Source organism: Halorussus amylolyticus (genome assembly GCF_004143485.2).
GTDB classification, from domain to species: Archaea; Halobacteriota; Halobacteria; order Halobacteriales; family Haladaptataceae; genus Halorussus; species Halorussus amylolyticus.
The window spans coordinates 141,382-159,933 of record NZ_ML974134.1 but is presented as its reverse complement, the minus strand read 5'-3'; the positions used below and the strand labels follow the sequence as shown (position 1 = coordinate 159,933).

Here is an 18,552-nt window from a genome sequence, read left to right as displayed (position 1 = left end):
AAAACTCTTTATACGCAACCTCGCGCCGCCCGCCGCGCCCAATCTCGGGGGCGGCGGGCGCGAGGTCGTCGCGCCCGGTGACACAAACCACCGGGAATCTGCCGGTGAATCATCCGTAGGGAGGGACTGAAAGGGGCCGCCCGGTCGCGTTTACCTTGGTCGTCTGAGTCGGCTCTATTTCGGGCCGGGCGTTGCGGAGAGGCCCGAAATATCCGCCTCAGCGACCGCGACCGGGCGGGGGCTTTCTGGCTGTTCTGGACTCCAGTGTTTACGGTGCAAAGAAAGGGGCCGGGGCTTTCCACAACACAGCGGCGAAGTTCATCGTGAAACGAAGAAGCGAGCGACTGCTTGAGCCAGTGAGAACCGCATCCGCACCGCGGCCTGACAGGGGCCTTCTGGCTGTTCGCAGTTTTCGGTGCTGTGACGTAGAACGAGTGACGAACCACTGAACCCGAAACGATTCGACGTACATCTCGCGGGTGGGGATAAAGAGTGAAGTGTCGGAGTTTCGTATCCGGGCGTATGACCGAGTACACCGTCGAGTTCGTCGGGACGGGCGAGACCATCGAGGTCTCCGACACGGAGACAATCCTGAGCAAGTGCATCGAAGAGGGCATCGCCCAGGAGTACTCCTGTCGGGTCGGGATGTGTCTGGCCTGCTCGGCCGAAATCGTCGAGGGCGACGTGACCCAGCCTGCGGCCCGAGGGCTGACCGACGAGGAGGCCGAGAACTACGCGCTGACGTGCATGGCTCGACCCCAGTCGGACCTCAAACTCGACCGCGGGAAGTACCCGCCGAGCATCGAAGACGAGTCGGCCGCGACCACCGAGACGGCCGCCGCGGACGACGACTAAGCTTTTCACGCCCGGTTTTCGCCGAGCCACTCGCTCACGTAGTCCACGAGCGCGCGCTGGTCGAGGAGGGTCGCGTTCGCGTACCCGACCCGTCCGCGCGCGAGGTCGTTCGGGCAATCGCGTTCGAACGCCGCCCCGGCGTCCTCGAAGTCGGCGTCGTCGTAGTCGAGTTCCGCGAACTCGATTCGCTTGCGCTCGCCATCGACGAGGACCGGCGCGTCTTGGGTCATCACCGTCTTCTCGTAGTCCGCGCGGTGTTCGGCGAGGTGGAGCGAGGTGTCGCTGTCGTGGCCGACGCCGAGCAGGAGGACCCACCCCTCGCGGTCGTACACCCGCGCGAGCGGCGACGACTCGCCGAGACCGTGGTCGAATCCGTGGTCGGCGACGATTTCCTCGGCGTTCGCGCCCCACGCCGCGAACGAGTAGGTGGGGTGGCGACTCCGGAGTGTTTCGGGGTAGGTCCGGAAACACTCCGGAATCGCGCCCATCCCGCGCGTCGGCGTGATGGCGGGACGGTAGGGCGGTCGAGACCGACGAATCGTGTCCATCCAGTCGTCGGGGACCGGTGGATTCTCCCAGTCAGTGGGGTCGGTGTACTGCGTCGAGTGGGTCGGCATCACGAGCGTCCCGTCGGGCGCGAGGGCTTCCAGCAGCGCGTCGACGACGGCGGGCGGCCCGCCGACCACCCACCCGAGCGCCGACAGCGACGAGTGGACCACCACGGTCTCGCCAGCAGCCACGCCGAGGGTTCGGAGGTCGTCCACCAGACGCTCGACCGTCACCGGTTCGTCGGACCGCTCGATGGCCGCCGCTTCGTCGGTCATGGCGGACGCTCCATCGAGAATCGGTCGCGAGCGGTCGTGTAGAAACTCCCCGAGAGCCGACCCACGGCGTCGAGTTTCGTCACGTCGAGTTTGCCGTCGGTCGTCACCTCGTCGGCGATGTGAACCCACTCGACTTCGCCGAGGACCATCGTGGAGTCGCCGACCGGGACCATCTCGTAGAGCGAGCATTCGAAGGCGACTGGCGTCTCGGCAATTCGGGGCGGGGCGACCACGCGCGAGTCGGCTCGGGACAGTTCGGCGTGGTCGAACTCGCTCTCGCCCGCTGGCAGGGTTGCGCTCGTAGCGTTCATCGCCTCGGCGAGCGGTTCGGTCACGACGTTCACCACGAACTCCTCGGTCGCCCGGATGTTTCGGGGCGTGTCCTTCAGGCCCTCGGGCGCGGTGTCGTCGTTCACGGGCGCGAACATCACGACGGGCGGAGCCACAGATACGACGTTGAAGAAGCTGTACGGCGCGAGGTTGTCCACTCCGTCGGGGGCGGTCGTGCTGACCCATGCGATGGGCCGGGGGACGACCGCGCCCGCCAGGGTCCGGTAGAGCGACGACTCCTCGCTCGGGTCGATTTCCATACCCGCGAAACGGGGCGCGGAAATGAAGGGGTTGCGGTCGCGGCCGCGGGTGCGAAGTAACAATATATTGAGCGAGACGGCGTGAACGGACGGCGTAGCTCGGTGACACAACCGCCGAAATCGGCCGGTGACACAGTCCACCGGAAACAGCCGGTGACACAATCCGCAGGGAGGACTGAAAGGGGCCGCCCGGTCGCGTGCAGTTTAGTCGCTGAACGACCGCGACCGGGCGGGGGCTTTCGAGGCGTTCTTCGCTATGTCCGTAATTCGTGGCGGAGGCGTTCTGTCGGTCCACATCGCCGTCTTCAAATCCGACCACCAAGCCAAAACGTATCCCGAGCCAACTCACACACATGGCCGACGACAAAGCCGAGGAAGCACGAAATCGCCGAAAGGAGATGGTCGCCGAGCGAGACGAACGAAGAGAGCGATTCGGCGTAGTCGGTCGCGCAGTTTTTCGAACGTGATCCGAGCGCGTTCGACAGTAGGTATATGTAAGTTCTCCTGAGATAGGACGGTAGATGAACCCGACTGCGAAGTCGCCGAGTCGTAGCGTGGCGTTCTCGCTACTCACCAGTACCGGCATCGCAGTGATACCGATACTGGCGTACGTCGCGATTTGGAGGTGGACGGTTCCGGACTTTTACCTCTTTTTGATACTCGGAACGTACTTGCTGCTCGGAGTCCTCGGAGTATGTCAGGCGCTTCGTGCGATACGGATGGACAGTTGGATACGAAGACTCGGTGCCCTCAGCGTCACCGTCGGGTTCGCGGCGACGATTTTTTTCGGCCTTCGTCCGAGGGCGGGGTGTCTCGAAGCGGGTGCCTGCCTGAGCGGACTCACGCTCCACCCGCTTCAGTTCGCATTCGGGCTGATACTCACGTCGCTCTCGCTGTTTCTCGACGTTCGAGACCGTCCGAAGCCGCTACGCAGTCGGTAGCGTCACTCGCCCTCGGCCGCCACAGCGCAGTTGTTCGGCCCGAGTTCCAACTCGAACCCCTCCTCGTCGTCAACGTCCTCGCGCCCCAAATTCGCCGGGATGATTCGCTCGTAGTTCGCGGGCCGGGGCGGAAGCGACTCCGTGACGCGCGAGACGAACGCCTCGCGGTCGTCGGCCAGAGAGATTCGGTCCCGAACCGCATCGAGTCTCGCAGTGAACGTGCCATCGTCGCCCAGTTCTGCGCCGGACGTGCGGTGGCCGGGCGCGACCAGCGTCTCGTCGGGGAGCGCGAACAGGCGCTCGCGCAGGGTGTCGTAGAGCGTGGCCGCGAGGTCGCGCGCGCCATCGTCGCCGCGCTCCAAGTCGGGCCTGCCGAAACTGTCGAGAAACAGGGCGTCGCCCGAGAACAACACCGTTCCGAGTCGGAGCGCGGTGAGTTCGGTGGTGTGACCCGGTGCGGCGAGCGCGGTCAACGTCGCGTCACCGACCGAAATCTCGTCGCCGTCGCCGATGAGTTCGGCGTCGAATTCGAGGCCGCGGGCGGTCGTCTCGGCCAGCGTTCGCACTCCGGAGAGGTGGTCGGCGTGGACGTGGGTGTCGATGGCGTAGACGAGGTCGGCGTCGCGGGCCCGCGCGTCGGCGACGTATCGGTCGGCGAACGCCCGAAGCGGGTCCACGACCGCGGCTTCCCCGCCCGAGACGACCAGATACGAGAGGCATCCGGTCGCGGGCCTGTCGTACTGGACGACGGTCGCGCCCGCGGACGCGTCCGCGGGCGCGACCGGGAGTTCGGTGGCGGCGTACACCCGGGCCCACGCCTCCATCCCGCCCGCGAGATTTCGGGCGTCGATGCCCTCCTCGCGGAGCAGGTCGGCGACGGTGGCGCTGGCCTCGCCGCGAGGACAGACCGCGATTGTCGGTTCCGCGAGGTCGCGGTCGGCGGCGAACTCGGCGATTTCGCCGCGAGCCTTCGCGGCCACGAACTCGGCGTACGGAATCTGGGTCGCGTCCACTGACTCGCCTTCGATGGGCCACGACTCGAACTCCTCACGGTTTCGAACGTCGAGCAGATTCACGCGTTCGCCCGCGGCGATTCGGCGGTGGAGTTCCTCGGCCGACACCGACGGCGTTTCGGACGGTTCGTTCGTTTCGGGCGATTCGTCTGTCATGGCGGGCGATACGGTCCGGAGAAAGAAAACGGTGTGGCGATTTCCGGGGGCGTCAGTCGTCGCCGACCTTCGCCTGAATGTCCGCGACGACGTCGGGGTTTCGAAGGGTCGAGGTGTCGCCGAGTTCCTCCTCGTTGGCGATGTCTTCGAGCAGGCGGCGCATGATTTTCCCGGAGCGAGTCTTCGGGAGTTCGGGGGTGAAGACGACCTGCTCGGGTCGCGCGATTGGGCCGATGGCGTCCTCGACGCCCGCGACGATGCGGTCGCGCATCGCGTCGTCCTCGCCTTGACCCTCCTCGGTGATGACGTAGGCGTACACCGCCTCGCCCTTCACGGGGTGGTTCCCGCCGACGACCGCGGCCTCGGCGACGCCCTCGACGCCGACGATGGCCGATTCGATTTCCATCGTTCCGAGGCGGTGGCCCGAGACGTTGAGCACGTCGTCCACGCGTCCGAGGACGGTGATGTAGCCGTCGTCGTCTATCTTCGCGCCGTCCTCGGGGAAGTACACCCACTCGTCCGCGTCGGAGTCGGAGTACTCTTCCCAGTACTCGGAGATGTACCGGTCGTCGTTCTTGTACACGGTCCGGAGCATGCCCGGCCACGGCTTGTTCACCGTGAGGTAGCCCGCGCGTCCGGCCTCGACCTCGTCACCCTTCGTGTCCACGATTTTGGCGTCGATTCCGGGGAGGGGCGGGCCCGCGCTTCCGGGCTTCATCGTGCCGACGCCCGGCAGGGTCGTGACCATCATGCCGCCAGTCTCGGTCTGCCACCACGTGTCCACGATGGGGCACGACTCGTCGCCGATGTGCTTGTAGTACCACTTCCACGCGCGGGGATTGATGGGTTCGCCCACGGTGCCGAGCAGGCGGAGGCTGGAGAGGTCGTGTCCGTCGGGGTACTCCGTGCCCCACTTCATGAACGCCCGAATCGCGGTCGGTGCGGTGTAGAAGATGTCCACGCCGTACTCCTCGACGATTTCCCAGAGGCGGTCGCGCTCGGGGTAATCGGGCGTGCCCTCGTACATCACGCTGGTCGTGCCGAGCGCGAGCGGTCCGTAGACGATGTACGAGTGGCCGGTAATCCAGCCGATGTCGGCCGAACACCAGTAGGTGTCGTCGGGCTTGATGTCGAGAACGGCCTGACTGGTCCACGAGACGTACGAGAGGTAGCCCCCGGTCGTGTGCTTGACGCCCTTCGGCTCGCCGGTCGTGCCCGAGGTGTACATCAGGAACAGCATGTCCTCGGCGTCGCGCGTGACCGGTTCGACCTCCGCGCCCTCCTGCTCGGCGACGAGGTCGCCGTAGTCGTGTTCGTTGTCCGCGAGGTCGTGGTCGTACTCGTCGCCGCCGCGGTCTACGACCACCACGTCTGAAACGTCGTGGCCGACCTGCGCGAGACCCTCGTCGGTCTTCTCCTTGTGCTTGAGGAGGTCGCCCCGGCGGTAGTAGCCGTCGCACGTTACGAGGTACTCCGAATCCGCGCTCTCCATCCGGGTCGCTAACGCCTCAGCCGAGAAGCCAGCGAACACCACGCTGTGGGGCGCGCCGATGCGAGCGCACGCGAGCATCGCGACCGGAAGCTCCGGAATCATCGGCATGTACATCGTCACCACGTCGTCCTCCTCGACGCCCAACTCGCGGAGCGCCGCGGCGAACTCGTTGACCTCACGGTGGAGGTCCCCGTATGTGTACGTGCGCGTCTCGCCCTTCTCGCCTATCCAGTCGATTGCGACCTCGTCGCCCCGGTCGTCGAGGTGTCGGTCGAGACAGTTCGCCGAGGCGTTCAGCTTCCCGTCGGTGAACCACTCGTAGAACGGGGCGTCACTATCGTCGAGGACGGCGTCGTACTCCTCCTCCCACGTCAGGAGGTCGGCGGCCTGCTCCCAACACTCCGGCCAGTTCTCCTCGAACTCCTCGTAAATCGAGGCGTCGGAGACGTTCGCCTGTTCGACGAACTCCTCGGGCGGCTCGAACGCTTCCTGTTCTTCGAGCCGTGCTTCGAGTTCGACTGTGTCGTCGGACATAAGTTCGTTCTTATACTCATTAAGCGGAGCAATAAAGCTTGCCGAGTTGTAGCACACCGCAAGTCGGGGGTGGCGGGGCGTTCGGCGTCGGAGAGGTCGGTAATCGGGGGTTACGTGACTGCCGAGTGAGGGGTCGTCACTTTAGCGTCCACTCCGTCGGGAGGGGTGTGGTGTGCATCGGCCGGACCGTTCACGAACAGGTGATGGATGACGAACACCACATCGACAAGATTCGACGGTGACCGTGTTCAGAATTACGACCCGCGTGAGATACCTCACGCCTGCGCCGATTGTCACCGTGGCGGAAATGGCGAGACTACGAGGTCGTAGTGCTGAACGGTGTACTCCGTGCCGATGCTGACGAGTGCGACCGGAAGAAATTTGCACAGCGTTCGGTTTCCGTTCACCGAAAACGCCGACTCGAACCGTCGGCGCGGTCAGTCGTCCGTTCAGTAGGAGTTGACGAGGTCGATGAAGTGGTTCCAGTCCCAGTTGTCGCCGGGGTCGGTGTGGGTGCTACCCGGGACCTGGTCGTGGCCGATGATGCCGCCGGTGGTGTTGTCCCACGCGTTCTCGGGTACCCAGGTGGCGCGCTCTTTCGGGATGTTGTACTGCTCACAGAGGTAGGCGACAAGGTCGGCCGTCTTTTGGTACTGGGCGTCCGGGTAGGGTTCGCTGACGTAGCCGCCGTTTTCGATGCCGACGGAGGTATCGTTGTAGCTCCCGTTGCCAGCGTGCCAGCCGATGTTGACCTCGGAGAGACTCTGGTAGAGGTAGCCGTCCTCGGCAGTGGTGAAGTGGGCGCTCACGTCGGCGTCGGGATTCTGGAACCAGCTGACCGCGCCGCTGGCCGACCCTTGCACCGTGTGGATGATGATCCAGTTAATCTCGCTCGCACCACGGTCCGCACTCGTGTAGTTGCTGGAGTCGGCTGGCTTCCAGTCGACCCCCGGCATGCCTGCCGCGGCGGACCCCGACAGGGCTGCCGTCCCTGCGAGTCCTGCTGTACTTGCTGCACCGAGCTTCTTCAGTACGTCTCGTCTGGATTGCATTGCAGTTATACTCGTTGTACTGGCATTTAATATAATTTTTCTAGCCTAAGTAAGAATTACTGCCGTAGTTAAAATAACAAGCGCGTTCCGGCGAACACCGGCGGCTCGGAGGTGAAAACGGTCCTCGGAGTCCGGGAGCCATCCCGAGATTCGGATGGTTCGGGACCGAGACTCACGTCCGACGACAGCACCACAAGGAGTCAAGTCGCTAGTAGACCGCCTACGCCACGCTCACCGTTTCCTGATAGCTCCCGTACTCGGCCTCGAACACCTGCATAATCTCGCCCATCGTGGCGTACGCCTTCACCGCGTCCACGATGGACGGCATCACGTTCTCGTCGGACTCGATGGCGTCCCGGAGGTCGTCGAGCGCCGACTCGACCGCGGCGTCGTCGCGCTCGGCTTTCACTTCTGCGAGGCGGTCGAGCTGTTTTCGCTGGGTGTCTTCGTCCACGTGGAGGATTTCGGGTTTGGTGTCCTCCTCGATTTGGTACTCGTTGACGCCGACGACGGTCTCCTCGCCGCGCTCGACGCGCTCTTGGTACTCGTAGGAGGCGTCCTGAATCTCGCGGTGGAAGTAGCCCTGTTCGATGCCGTCGAGGACGCCGTCGCGGACCGAGCCGTCACCCATCCCTTTTATTTCCTCGATGTAGGCCATCGCCTTCTCCTCGACTTCGTCGGTCAGGCTCTCGATTGCGAAACTCCCGCCGAGCGGGTCGGCGATGTCGGCCGCGCCCGACTCCTCGGCGATGATTTGCTGGGTTCGGAGCGCCACCCTGACCGCCTTCTCGGAGGGGAGCGCGAGCGCCTCGTCGAAGCTGTTGGTGTGGAGGCTCTGGGTGCCGCCCAGCACTCCGGCGAGCGCCTGAATCGTGACTCGAACGACGTTGTTCAGGGGCTGTTGGGCGGTCAGGCTCTGGCCCGCGGTCTGCGTGTGGAACTTGAGCTGTTTGCTCGCCTCGGTCTCTGCGCCGTACCACTCGTCCATCACGTTCGCGTAGATGCGTCGGGCCGCGCGGAACTTCGCGACCTCCTCGAAGATGGAGTTGTGGGAGTTGAAGAAGAAGGAGAGTTGCGGGGCGAACTCGTCCACGTCCATCCCGCGGTCGAGACAGTCCTCGACGTAGGCGAAGCCGTCCGCGAGGGTGAACGCGAGTTCCTGAATCGCGGTCGAACCGGCCTCTCGGATGTGATACCCGGAAATCGAGATGGGCTTGAACTTCGGCGTCTCCTCGCTGGCGAACTCGATGGTGTCGGTCACGATGTCGAGGCTGGGTTCGGGCGGGATGACCCACTCCTTCTGGGCGATGAACTCCTTGAGCATGTCGTTCTGGAGAGTGCCCCGAATCTCCTCGCGCGGAACTCCCTGCTGGTCGGCGAGCGCGATGTACATCGCGTAGATGACCGGCGCGGAGGGGTTGATTGTGAAAGAGGTCGAGACCTCGCCGAGGTCGATGCCGTCGAACAGAATCTCCATGTCCCGAAGGGTGTCTACCGCCACGCCTTCCTTGCCGACCTCGCCGTCCGAGAGCGGGTCGTCCGAATCCTTACCCATGAGACTCGGCATGTCGAACGCGGTCGAGAGGCCGGTCTGGCCCTCGTCGGTGAGATAGTGAAACCGCTCGTTGGTCTCCTCGGCCGTGCCGAACCCGGCGAACTGGCGCATGGTCCACGTTCGGCCGCGGTACATCGTGGGGTAGACCCCGCGCGTGTAGGGGTCCTCGCCGGGAAAGCCCAAATCCTCGTCGTAGTCCAAATCGGCCACGTCGTCGGGGGTGTAGAGCCGGTCGACTTCGAGATTCGAGACGGTCGCGAAGCTGTCCTTGCGCTCGCCGTAGGCGTCGAGGACCGGGTCGAGAGTCTCGTCTTCCCACTCGGCCTTCGCGTCGCGTATCGCCGCGAGGTCGTCGTCGTCGTACATGGGTCAATATTTGCCCCAGAGCTAAATAATATGATTGGGTTCCGAACCATTCGGACAGTCCGGACGGGCGTTCCGGGACGATGGCGACGACTGCCGTCGAACGAAGGTCCCTACTGCAACCGCTTCGTCGTCTCTACGAGAGGGTGGCGGGCGTAATCGACCACGTTCACGTCGTCGATGGTCCGGAGGCCTTCCTTCTCGGCGGTCTTCGCCATGCCGAGTTCGATTGTCTCGTCCACCACGATGACGTAGGCGTCCATCTCGTCGATGTCGAGTCGGTCGGCCGCGAGCGCTCGATGGTGGCCGTCGGCCAGCAGGAGGTCGGCCCCACCGTCCCCGCCGCAGTCGATGACCACGAGCGGTTCGGCGAGACCGCGTTCGAGTTCGTAGCTCCGGCCTTCGAGTTCGTCGGCGTACACCTTCCCCTGCGTCGGCGTGAGTTCGGCCAGCGGGACCTGCCGTCGGGTCTGTTCGACCTCGGTGTCGTGGATGGATTCGAGCGTTCGCATGAGTTTGCCCACCTTCTCGGGGGTCGCGCGCTCGATTTGGGACCGAATCACGTCGGTGTTCGAGATGATGCCCACGAGGTTGCCCGCGTCGTCCACCACCGGAAGCTTCTGGATGCCCGACCGGAGGATGACCCGCGCGGCGTCGTTGACGTTCATATCGGGGTGGGCGACGATGAGCTCCTGGCTCATCACCTTGAAAATCGGCTCGTTGGGGTCGGCCAGCAGCATGTCGCGGGCGGTGACGAACCCCTCGACTCGGCGGCCGTCACACACCGGGAAGCCGTTGTGTTCGTCGCTCTCGGCGATTCGCCGGGAGACTTCCTCGACGGTGGCGTCGGGCGAAACCGTCGAGACGTCCCGCGTCATGTAGTCTTTGACCTTCGGCTTGCCACCGGCCACGCCGCCGTCCGGCACCGACACGTCCATGCACTCACCGACGAGACCCCGATTGAAAAGGTTTCCCGGTCGTGGCGCCCGGTTCGCGCGATTTAGCTCTCGGGTTCGACGACGGGCGTGTCGAAGCTCATCTCGCCTTCCGGAGCGTACTCGCCGTCGCTCTCGGGAACCGACCGAACCGTCTCGAAGAAGCGCTCGGTGATGACGTCGCTCACGACTTCCGTGAGCGACGACTCCTCCTCGGCTTCGACCGCGCCGAGCAGGCCGAGCGAAATCTGTGCGCCCGCCATGTCGGCGTGACCGCCCGCGCTCCCGATTTGGGCGAACGCGGCCCGCATCGTCTCGCCGAGGTCGATGTCGGTCCCGCGAGCGCGCGCGGAGACGAACACCGTTCCGTCCCGAAAGCCGTAGACCAGCGTCGTCGTCACGCCGTTCATGTTGAGGAGTTGGTCGGCCGCCTGCGCGAGCGCGTCGCGGTCGGACAGCGACCCGACGCAGGTGGCGAGGACGGTCCCCTCCATGCGCCTGTTTCGGATGGCGCGGGCCATCGTCTCGAACGTGTCGGCGCTAATCGACGGACTCTCGACCCGGTCGAGAATCGACGTATCGGCGTTGGGTAGCAGGTACGACGCGGCCTCGAAGTCGGCGGTCGAGACCTCGCGGGCGAAGTCCTTGGTATCGACTCGGATGCCGTACAGTAGCCCGGTCGCCACATCCTCGGTGAGTTCGAGACCCAGTCGCTGGACGTGTTCGGCCATCAGGGTCGAGGTCGCGCCCACGTTGCTCCGGAGGTCCACGAACGCCGCCTCGACAGGCTCTTTCGGCGGGTGGTGGTCCACCACGATATCTATCGGCGTCTCGGGCGGGAGCTGGTCGTTGACGCCCGGCCGGGAGTGGTCCACGAGCGCGATGGCCCCGAACTCCTCGGGGTCGAAGTCGTCGGCGGCGTCGAAGTCCCGCAGGTCGAGGGCGAGCAGATTCACGAACGCCCGATTCTCCTGATGGGAAATCTCTCCGAAGTAACAGGCCTCGGCCTCGACGCCGACGGTCTCGGCGATGCGACACACCGCGACTGCGCTCGCGATGGCGTCGGGGTCGGGGTTGTCGTGCATGAACACCCCGAGCGTGCCGTCGATGCCCCGAAGGGTGCGCTGGAGCTTCGCGGTCCGGTCTGCGTTCTCGCCGACCGAGACCGAGAGGACGCGGTCGGCCAGCACGTCGGTCGGGTCGACGAGTCGGTCGGCGACCGCCGCCATCGCCTCGCGGTCGGCGTCGTCGTACCCCCGGCCGAGATACACTATCAGGTAGGCGTCGGGGAACTCCTCGGCCGCGAGTTCGGCGGCCTGACGGTTGGCCTCGGGGTCCTCGTCCGCGATTATCACCACCTCGGCGTCGGTCGTCCTGTCGAGGACGACCGCGGGGTCGCTGGGGTCGTCGCACGTCGCCGAGACTTTCTCGTCGCGAAGCGTCTCGACGCGGTTCTCGCTGTCGTCGATGACGAGCAGGCTCCCGGACGTGTCGGCTATCGCTTCCACCAGCGTCTGGCCGACGGGTCCGCATCCCAGCACGAGGCGGGAAACCATCTAGCCCGCGGTTTCGCTTGCTCGGCCTAAAGTCTACCGTCTACGAAACGTGCGCGTGGTTCGATGAGTAAAATCGAACGATACTCGATACGGGCGTGGAGTCGGAAGAGTCAGCTCTGTCGAAACAATCGGACGCACGATGAAGCTAGCTACTCCCGGTACCTAAGAAGACCGTACCACACCCTCCCCAGCCGATTCGCTCACTCGCTCCCTGCGGTCGCTCGCTCACTCATCCCTCGCGCGGTCTGTCGGCCCCCGAGGGGCCGACCCCACGCGCCATATTTCAAAGTAGAGATGCGAGACACCGTGTCCGTGGGTCACGGCGCGCGCTGGCGCACCCCTCGTGGGTGCGCCCATGCGTGCGAGGGATGAGGACCGCAACGCCGAGCGAAGTGAGGCGTGAGGACCGCAGTCGGTTGGGGAGGATGTGGCCTGCGGTTGCGGTGTTGTGCGGTACGGTTCTCATAGGTACCGGAGGTAGCTAGCTTCTTGTCGTCAGCGGGCCACTTCCAACGAACCACTTCCAACGGTCTACGGAATTCTCTCGATACTTCGACCAAGCGGAAAACAACACCGAGTGAAAAAGAACGACCGAAATCAAAAATCGAAGCGCGAGTCCGTCAGACGAGCGCCGCGGCCGCGTCCTGCGCGAACGCCCACACCGGACCGAACCCGGGCAGGAGCAGGACCGTGACGACCGCGGCCGCCGCGATGGCGGCGTAGAGACCGACCGGCTTCGACTCGATGGCGAACTCCTGAGTCGGCTCCTCTATCCACATCGCCTTGACGACCCGCGAGTAGTAGTACAGCGACAGCGCGGAGTTGATGGCACCGACCGCGGTGAGCCACCAGAAGCCCGCGCCGACCGCGCCCGCGAACAGGAAGTACTTGCTCATGAACCCGGCCCCGACCGGAAGTCCGGCGAGGTTGAACATGAACAGCGTCATCGCCGCGCACGCGAACGGCGCTTGCTTGGCGAGACCGTTGTAGTCCTCGAAGGTCCGGCCCACGGACCAGTACTCCGCGAGGGCGACGAACAGGAACGCGCCCGTGTTCATGAAGCCGTAGACGAGCAGGTGGGCCATCCCGCCGCCGAGAACGAACTGGTCGCTCCCGGTGCCGGTCAGCGAGGCCAGCGCGATGAGCGCGTAGCCAGCGTGGCCGACCGACGAGTACGCGAGCATCCGCTTGACCGTATCCTGCGTGGCCGCGGCGAAGTTCCCGAGCGTCATCGTGACGACCGCGAGAATCTGGACCGCCAGCACCCAGTCGATGGTCGCGACGTACGCTTCGACGGGGAACGCGACCGTGAACACCCGGAACGCCACGGCGAACCCGGCGGCCTTCGAGGCCGACGAGAGGAACGCCGAGATGGGCGCGGGTGCGCCCTCGTACGCTTCGGGTGCCCAGAAGTGGAACGGAACGCTCGCGGTCTTGAACGCGAACCCGCCCAGAATCATGAGCACGCCGATGCCGAGGACGCCGGTCAGTCCCTCGATTTCGACCGCGCTCGCGATTTCGGGGAGCAGCAGCGTGCCGCTGACCCCGTAGACGAGGCTGATGCCGTACGCCAGAATCGACGACGACAGCGCGCCGATTAGGAAGTACTTGAGTCCGGCCTCGACGCTCCCGCGGTTCTTCTTCAGAATCGCGACGAGCGCGTAGGACGGCAGACTGGCGAGTTCGAGGCTGATGAACACCACCGCGAGGCTGTTCGCGGCGGGCATCAGCGTCATCCCGGTCGCGGCCAGCATCACCAGCGCGTAGTACTCGCCCTGGTAGGAGTGGTCGCGCATGTAGTCGTAGCTCGCGACGACCACCATCGCGGTCACGCTCGCGAACACGAACGCGAAGAACAGGCTCATCGAGTCCACGACGAGCGAGTCGGCGTAGAGCGTGAACGGTTCCTCACCCGTGCCCGCGATGAGGAACCACGCCGCGAAGCCAGCCGCCACCAGCGACCCGACGGTCGCGGTGCCAGCCAGCAGGGCGCGGTTCTCCGAGTCGGGGTCGATACTATCGATGAGGAACAGCACCAACGCGGCCGCCACGAACGTCAGCGTGGGTGCGAGTGCCGCCCATCCCGGAAGCTGGTACGCCATTTAGGCACCACCTCCGGTGGCCGCCGCAATCGGATTGACTGCGTCTTGAATCATGCCGAAGAAGATGTTCGGGTCCACGCCGAGCAGAATCACGAGCAGGATGAGCACCACGAGCGGTGCCACGTCGTGGAACGCCGCGGGACCGACCTCGTAGTCAGTCTCCAACTCGAACGGCCCGAACAGCGTGCGCTGCATCGCGAGCAGCAGGTAGCCCGCGACGATGACGATGCCGAACATCGCGGCCGCGGTGAACAACACCGACCCCTCGAACGCGCCGAACGAGCCGAGGAAGATGAACAGTTCCGCGGCGAACCCGGCCATCAGGGGCAGTCCCATGTAGCCGAACGCGCCCGCGACGAACACCGCGACGGTGAACGGCATCTTGCTCGCCAGCCCGGACATGTCGGAGACCATCCGGGTGTGAGTCGTGTTGTAGATGACGCCGACCGCCATGAACATCAGTCCCGAGATGAGACCGTGGGCGACCATCTGGAACGTCGCGCCGCCCATGCCGTAGACGGTGTACGCGACGAGACCGAGGATGACGTACCCCATCGACGACACCGAGGAGTACGCCACGATGCGCTTCAAGTCGGTCTGTGCGAGCGCGAGCATCGCGCCGTAGAGCACGCTCACGACCGCGAAGATGGCGATGAGCTGTGCGTTCGCCTGCGCCACATCCGGGAGCATCGTGAAGTTGAACCGGAGCAGGGCGTAGGTGCCCATCTTCAGCAGGACACCGGCCAGCATGATGGAGACCGGCGTCGGGGCCTCGACGTGGGCGTCCGGGAGCCACGTGTGGAACGGAACGACCGGCACCTTGACCGCGAAGCCGACGAACATCGCGACGAACGCCGCGACCTTCAGCGTCTCCGGACCGATAGGACCGAGCGAACCGAGTTCGCCCGCGCGTAGCGCTTGGGCGACCGTCGGCATGTCGAACGTCGTCACCGAGTCGCCGAGACCGAAGACGAGCGCGACGAAGCCGATGAACAGCGCGAGGCTCGCGATGTTCGTGTAGACGAACATCTTGATGGCCGCGTACTTCCGGCGCGGCCCGCCCCAGACGCCGATGAGGACGTACATCGGCACCAGCACCATCTCCCAGAAGACGAACCAGACGAAGAAGTCGAGCGCCGAGAAGACGCCCAACAGGCTCGCTTCGAGGAAGAGCATCAGGCCATAGAACTGGCTCTGGCGCTCCTGAATCGGGGTCCACGACGCCAGCAGCGCCAGCGACGTGAGCACCGTGGTCAGCGCGATGAGCGGCATACTGATGCCGTCGAGTCCGACGTGCCAGTTCAGGCTGTACGGACCCGCGACGACCCACTGGTAGTTCGTCTCGAACGCCAGCGTGCTGCCCTCCAAGAGGGCGTTCCCGCTGGCCTCGTACGTGCTGTACATCCAGAGACTCCCGCCGACCGGGAGCAGGCTGAGCACGAACGCCAGCTTCCCCGCCACCTTGTTCGGGGCGAGGAAGACGACGGCCGCGCTGGCCAGCGTGACCGCGATGAGTGCTTCAATCCACATTCAGAACCAACCTCCTGTGACGCCGATGAAGACGAGTAAGACGACTAAGCCCATCGTCAGCAGGAAGGCGTAGTTCGACACCACGCCGGTCTGGATGCGCTTTATGCGACCCCCGCTGAACAGGCTCACGCTCGACACGCCGTTGACCACGCCGTCGATGACGCCCTGGTCGAACTTGTCCGCGACGCGTGCGAGCGGCAGGGTGACGCCGTTGGCGAGCCACACCTGGAACTCGTCCTGATAGTAGTTGTTGAACAGCACCGTCTTGACCCGACCGAGCCGGTCGGTGTGCCGAATCGGCTCCGGCACGTCGTAGAGGAGCCACGCCGCACCCGCGCCCGAGAGCGCGAGGCCGAGCGAGACGCCAGCGCTCAGCAGCACCGTCAGAAGCGGGCTACCGATTTCGCCCGACGCGTACGGAATCAGGTCGGCGTAGTGATGGGCAGTCAGCGCCTCCGGACCGGCGTCGAGCCAGTCGTGGAGGAATTCGAGGTGGATGCCCGTCACTTCCGCGACCGGAACCATGTTGACGAGTCCCGCGACCGCGGCCAGCGTGCCGAGGACGACCAGCGGGACCTTCACGTTCCAGCCCACAGCGTGGGGGTCGCGGGCGGTGTCTGTCCGGGGCTTCCCGTGGAAGGTGAGGAACACCATCCGGAAGGTGTAGAACCCGGTGAAGAACACCGCGAGCAGACCCATCGCGTACGCCGCGAGCAGGATGGGGCTTTCGAGACCGTGGACGAGCGCCTCGTACAGCACCTCGTCCTTCGACCAGAAGCCCGAGAACGGGACGATGCCCGCCAGCGCGAGCGACCCCGAGAGGAACGCGTAGTAGGTCACGGGCATCTTCTCCTTCAGACCGCCCATGTCCCACATGTTCTCGTTGTGGTGCATCGCGATGATGACCGACCCCGCACCGAGGAACAGCAGCGCCTTGAAGAACGCGTGGGTCATCAGGTGGAAGGTGGCCGCGACGTAGCCGCCAGCGCCCAGTCCAAGCATCATGTAGCCGTACTGGGAGATGGTGGAGTACGCGAGCACCTGCTTGATTTCTCGCTTGACGACGCCCATGGTCGCGGCGAACAGCGCGGTGAAGCCGCCGACGAGCGCGATGAGCGCCATTACCTGCGGAAGCAGGGCGTAGAAGCCGTAGATTCGCGCGACGAGATACACACCGGCCGCGACCATCGTCGCCGCGTGAATCAGCGCGGAGACGGGGGTCGGGCCTTCCATCGCGTCGGGAAGCCACGTGTGGAGCGGGAACTGAGCGGACTTCCCGATGACGCCGCCCAGAATCAGCAGGCCGAGAACCGAGAACCACGCCTGCGGGTCGAGTCCGAGGAACGTGGTCACGCTCGCGCCCTCGCCTGCGAGTACTTGGTCGGCGAGTATCGGGAACGACTCGCTCCCGACGAACGCCGTGGTGCCGAACGTGGCGAACACGCCGACGACGCCCACGAGGAAGAAGTAGTCCCCGAAGCGGGTGACGAGGAACGCCTTCTTCGCGGCGCTCGGCGGACCGGGTTCGCGGAACCAGAAGCCGATGAGGAGCCACGAACACAGGCCGACGAGTTCGAAGAACATGAACGCCATCAGCAGGTTCGACGCGAACACGAACGAAAGCATGCTCGCGGTGAACAGGCCGAGTCCGGCGTAGTAGCGCGGGAGGCCGGTCTCGCCCTCGTCGTTCATGTAGCCGAGGCTGAACACGTGGACGAGGACCGCGACCAGCGAGACGATGACGAGCATCATCGTCGAGAGCGGGTCGAGCAGGATGCCGAACTGGAGGTCGAACGCCGCGTCTCCGACTCCGGCGACCCACGTTATCGAGTCGTGGTACATCCCGTCGGGGTGGTTCCAGACCGCTACGGCCGCCCACACCGACAGCACGAGCGACCCCGCGGTTGCGAGGATGCCCGGAATCGCGCCGCCCTTCGGCAGGAGCCGGGGCGCGAACGCGCCCACGAGCAGCGCGATGAGGAACGATACGAACGGCAGGGCCGCGATGGCCGGTGCGAGTTCGAAGGGGAGTGCTGCCATCGTTTTACCACCTCATTGTCGTCGCTTTAGTCACGTCCACGTCCGCGAAGTTGCGGTAGAGCACGAGGATGATGCCGATACCGATGGCGACCTCGGCCGCCGCGAGCGCGAGCGTGAACAGGCTGAACGTCTGTCCGGTCAGATTGCCGTGGAACCGCGAGAACGCGACGAGATTGATGTTCGCGGCGTTGAGCAGTAGCTCGACGCTCATCAGGAACAACAGCGCGTTCTTGCGGGTCAGGATGCCGAACACGCCGATGCAGAACACCGCGGCCGACAGCAGGAGGTAGTACTCGATAGGTACCATCAGTTATGTCCCTCCTGTGTGTCGTCGCTGTCAGCGTCGACGGTTCCACCGTCGGTCGCGACTCGTTCTTCGGTCGTGTCGGTCTCGGCCGCGTCCGAGCGGAGCGCCGTCGTGATTTCGCCACCCTCGTCGCGCCGGGCGAGCAACACCGCGCCGTCGAGCGCCGCGTCGAGCACCACCGCGATGAGGAGGAACGCCACGAGGAATCCCTCACTCGGTATCGCGTCGGGGTGGGCGATGTTGAACATCGCGTAGCCGATACTCGCGGTGACGCCTTCGCTACCCGCGAAACCGCCCGCCGGGTCGCCGAACGACGCCCGGACGAACACGACTGCCAGCACGCCGAACAGCGCGACGGCCGCCAGCCCCGGCAACAAACTGCCTCTGTCTTGGTTGGTCATGCTTCTGTCACCTCCTCTTCTGTCTGTGCCTGGCGCGTCAACATCACGGCGAACGTGATGAGGACCAGAACCCCGCCGACGTAGACGAGGATCTGCATCGCCGCGAGGAACTCCGCCTCCAACATTACGTAGTGGACGGCGACGGAGAGTAGCGCGACACCCAGCAGTAACGCTGAGTGCCACACGTCCCGCACCAGGACGACGCCCAGACTGCTCGCTATCGTCACGACAGCGAACAGCCCGAACGCGAGCGTCTCGTATACCATTTCAGTCACCTTGGATTTCTCAGAATCGCCCTTTTAAGGT

At 64.9% G+C, this 18,552-nt stretch carries 16 protein-coding genes; 2 read left to right on the top strand and 14 right to left on the bottom strand.

Going from position 1 to position 18,552, the window contains the following annotated elements; translation table 11 throughout:
• The first annotated feature begins 522 nt into the window (after nucleotides 1–522).
• On the top strand, nucleotides 523–855 hold the full coding sequence (locus EKH81_RS11630) for a 2Fe-2S iron-sulfur cluster-binding protein (protein WP_132057621.1): 333 nt from the start codon (nucleotides 523–525) through the stop codon (nucleotides 853–855).
• A gap of 5 nt (nucleotides 856–860) precedes the next feature.
• Here the strand turns inward: EKH81_RS11630 and EKH81_RS11625 are convergent, their stop codons facing one another.
• Complete coding sequence (locus tag EKH81_RS11625) at nucleotides 861–1,679, bottom strand: AAC(3) family N-acetyltransferase (protein ID WP_132057620.1); 819 nt, start codon at nucleotides 1,677–1,679, stop codon at nucleotides 861–863.
• Complete coding sequence (locus EKH81_RS11620; protein WP_132057619.1) at nucleotides 1,676–2,269, bottom strand: flavin reductase family protein; 594 nt, start codon at nucleotides 2,267–2,269, stop codon at nucleotides 1,676–1,678. Before EKH81_RS11620 ends, EKH81_RS11625 begins: the two co-directional genes overlap by 4 nt.
• A gap of 521 nt (nucleotides 2,270–2,790) precedes the next feature.
• Here EKH81_RS11620 and EKH81_RS11615 point away from each other — a divergent pair.
• Complete coding sequence (locus EKH81_RS11615; RefSeq protein ID WP_132057618.1) at nucleotides 2,791–3,210, top strand: hypothetical protein; 420 nt, start codon at nucleotides 2,791–2,793, stop codon at nucleotides 3,208–3,210.
• Nucleotides 3,211–3,212: 2 nt separating this feature from the next.
• Here the strand turns inward: EKH81_RS11615 and EKH81_RS11610 are convergent, their stop codons facing one another.
• The 12 genes from EKH81_RS11610 to EKH81_RS11555 all read right to left on the bottom strand — a co-directional run bounded on the left by EKH81_RS11610 (nucleotide 3,213) and on the right by EKH81_RS11555 (nucleotide 18,512).
• Nucleotides 3,213–4,379 (bottom strand): MBL fold metallo-hydrolase, encoded by a 1,167-nt coding sequence (locus tag EKH81_RS11610; protein WP_162224606.1) that lies wholly within the window; start codon nucleotides 4,377–4,379, stop codon nucleotides 3,213–3,215.
• Between the two features lie 52 nt (nucleotides 4,380–4,431).
• On the bottom strand, nucleotides 4,432–6,405 hold the full coding sequence (gene acs / locus EKH81_RS11605) for an acetate--CoA ligase (RefSeq protein ID WP_132057616.1): 1,974 nt from the start codon (nucleotides 6,403–6,405) through the stop codon (nucleotides 4,432–4,434).
• 449 nt (nucleotides 6,406–6,854) lie between these two features.
• Nucleotides 6,855–7,457, bottom strand: coding sequence for an N-acetylmuramoyl-L-alanine amidase (locus EKH81_RS11600; RefSeq protein WP_132057615.1), 603 nt, complete (start codon nucleotides 7,455–7,457; stop codon nucleotides 6,855–6,857).
• A gap of 220 nt (nucleotides 7,458–7,677) precedes the next feature.
• Nucleotides 7,678–9,378 carry a methylmalonyl-CoA mutase family protein gene (locus EKH81_RS11595; protein WP_132057614.1) on the bottom strand — a complete coding sequence of 567 codons (1,701 nt, stop codon included), beginning with the start codon at nucleotides 9,376–9,378 and terminating at the stop codon, nucleotides 7,678–7,680.
• 110 nt (nucleotides 9,379–9,488) lie between these two features.
• A complete protein-coding gene (locus EKH81_RS11590; protein WP_132057613.1) occupies nucleotides 9,489–10,313 on the bottom strand; it encodes a CBS domain-containing protein in 825 nt (274 codons plus the stop codon).
• Nucleotides 10,314–10,375: 62 nt separating this feature from the next.
• Complete coding sequence (locus EKH81_RS11585; RefSeq protein ID WP_132057612.1) at nucleotides 10,376–11,866, bottom strand: DHH family phosphoesterase; 1,491 nt, start codon at nucleotides 11,864–11,866, stop codon at nucleotides 10,376–10,378.
• A gap of 620 nt (nucleotides 11,867–12,486) precedes the next feature.
• Nucleotides 12,487–13,968 carry an NADH-quinone oxidoreductase subunit N gene (locus EKH81_RS11580; RefSeq protein WP_132057611.1) on the bottom strand — a complete coding sequence of 494 codons (1,482 nt, stop codon included), beginning with the start codon at nucleotides 13,966–13,968 and terminating at the stop codon, nucleotides 12,487–12,489.
• The gene (locus EKH81_RS11575) at nucleotides 13,969–15,498 is read right to left on the bottom strand and encodes a complex I subunit 4 family protein (RefSeq protein ID WP_132057610.1); all 1,530 of its coding nucleotides are present in this window, start codon (nucleotides 15,496–15,498) and stop codon (nucleotides 13,969–13,971) included.
• On the bottom strand, nucleotides 15,499–17,538 hold the full coding sequence (gene nuoL, locus EKH81_RS11570) for an NADH-quinone oxidoreductase subunit L (RefSeq protein WP_132057609.1): 2,040 nt from the start codon (nucleotides 17,536–17,538) through the stop codon (nucleotides 15,499–15,501).
• Between the two features lie 4 nt (nucleotides 17,539–17,542).
• A complete protein-coding gene (gene nuoK, locus EKH81_RS11565) occupies nucleotides 17,543–17,845 on the bottom strand; it encodes an NADH-quinone oxidoreductase subunit NuoK (protein ID WP_132057608.1) in 303 nt (100 codons plus the stop codon).
• Nucleotides 17,845–18,246: an NADH-quinone oxidoreductase subunit J family protein gene (locus tag EKH81_RS11560; protein WP_238392172.1), complete on the bottom strand. Its 402-nt coding sequence runs from the start codon at nucleotides 18,244–18,246 to the stop codon at nucleotides 17,845–17,847. The genes nuoK and EKH81_RS11560 overlap by 1 nt, the downstream gene beginning before the upstream one ends.
• Nucleotides 18,243–18,512 (bottom strand): NADH-quinone oxidoreductase subunit J, encoded by a 270-nt coding sequence (locus EKH81_RS11555; RefSeq protein ID WP_132057766.1) that lies wholly within the window; start codon nucleotides 18,510–18,512, stop codon nucleotides 18,243–18,245. Before EKH81_RS11555 ends, EKH81_RS11560 begins: the two co-directional genes overlap by 4 nt.
• Nucleotides 18,513–18,552 lie beyond the last annotated feature (40 nt).

Excerpts from the sequence above, each read along its gene's own strand:
- EKH81_RS11630 (WP_132057621.1), top strand. The coding sequence starts at position 523 with ATGACCGAGTACACCGTCGAGTTCGTCGGGACGGGCGAGACCATCGAG.
- EKH81_RS11625 (WP_132057620.1), bottom strand. The coding sequence starts at position 1,679 with ATGACCGACGAAGCGGCGGCCATCGAGCGGTCCGACGAACCGGTGACG.
- EKH81_RS11620 (WP_132057619.1), bottom strand. The coding sequence starts at position 2,269 with ATGGAAATCGACCCGAGCGAGGAGTCGTCGCTCTACCGGACCCTGGCG.
- EKH81_RS11615 (WP_132057618.1), top strand. The coding sequence starts at position 2,791 with ATGAACCCGACTGCGAAGTCGCCGAGTCGTAGCGTGGCGTTCTCGCTA.
- EKH81_RS11610 (WP_162224606.1), bottom strand. The coding sequence starts at position 4,379 with ATGACAGACGAATCGCCCGAAACGAACGAACCGTCCGAAACGCCGTCG.
- acs (WP_132057616.1), bottom strand. The coding sequence starts at position 6,405 with ATGTCCGACGACACAGTCGAACTCGAAGCACGGCTCGAAGAACAGGAA.
- EKH81_RS11600 (WP_132057615.1), bottom strand. The coding sequence starts at position 7,457 with ATGCAATCCAGACGAGACGTACTGAAGAAGCTCGGTGCAGCAAGTACA.
- EKH81_RS11595 (WP_132057614.1), bottom strand. The coding sequence starts at position 9,378 with ATGTACGACGACGACGACCTCGCGGCGATACGCGACGCGAAGGCCGAG.
- EKH81_RS11590 (WP_132057613.1), bottom strand. The coding sequence starts at position 10,313 with ATGGACGTGTCGGTGCCGGACGGCGGCGTGGCCGGTGGCAAGCCGAAG.
- EKH81_RS11585 (WP_132057612.1), bottom strand. The coding sequence starts at position 11,866 with ATGGTTTCCCGCCTCGTGCTGGGATGCGGACCCGTCGGCCAGACGCTG.
- EKH81_RS11580 (WP_132057611.1), bottom strand. The coding sequence starts at position 13,968 with ATGGCGTACCAGCTTCCGGGATGGGCGGCACTCGCACCCACGCTGACG.
- EKH81_RS11575 (WP_132057610.1), bottom strand. The coding sequence starts at position 15,498 with ATGTGGATTGAAGCACTCATCGCGGTCACGCTGGCCAGCGCGGCCGTC.
- nuoL (WP_132057609.1), bottom strand. The coding sequence starts at position 17,538 with ATGGCAGCACTCCCCTTCGAACTCGCACCGGCCATCGCGGCCCTGCCG.
- nuoK (WP_132057608.1), bottom strand. The coding sequence starts at position 17,845 with ATGGTACCTATCGAGTACTACCTCCTGCTGTCGGCCGCGGTGTTCTGC.
- EKH81_RS11560 (WP_238392172.1), bottom strand. The coding sequence starts at position 18,246 with ATGACCAACCAAGACAGAGGCAGTTTGTTGCCGGGGCTGGCGGCCGTC.
- EKH81_RS11555 (WP_132057766.1), bottom strand. The coding sequence starts at position 18,512 with ATGGTATACGAGACGCTCGCGTTCGGGCTGTTCGCTGTCGTGACGATA.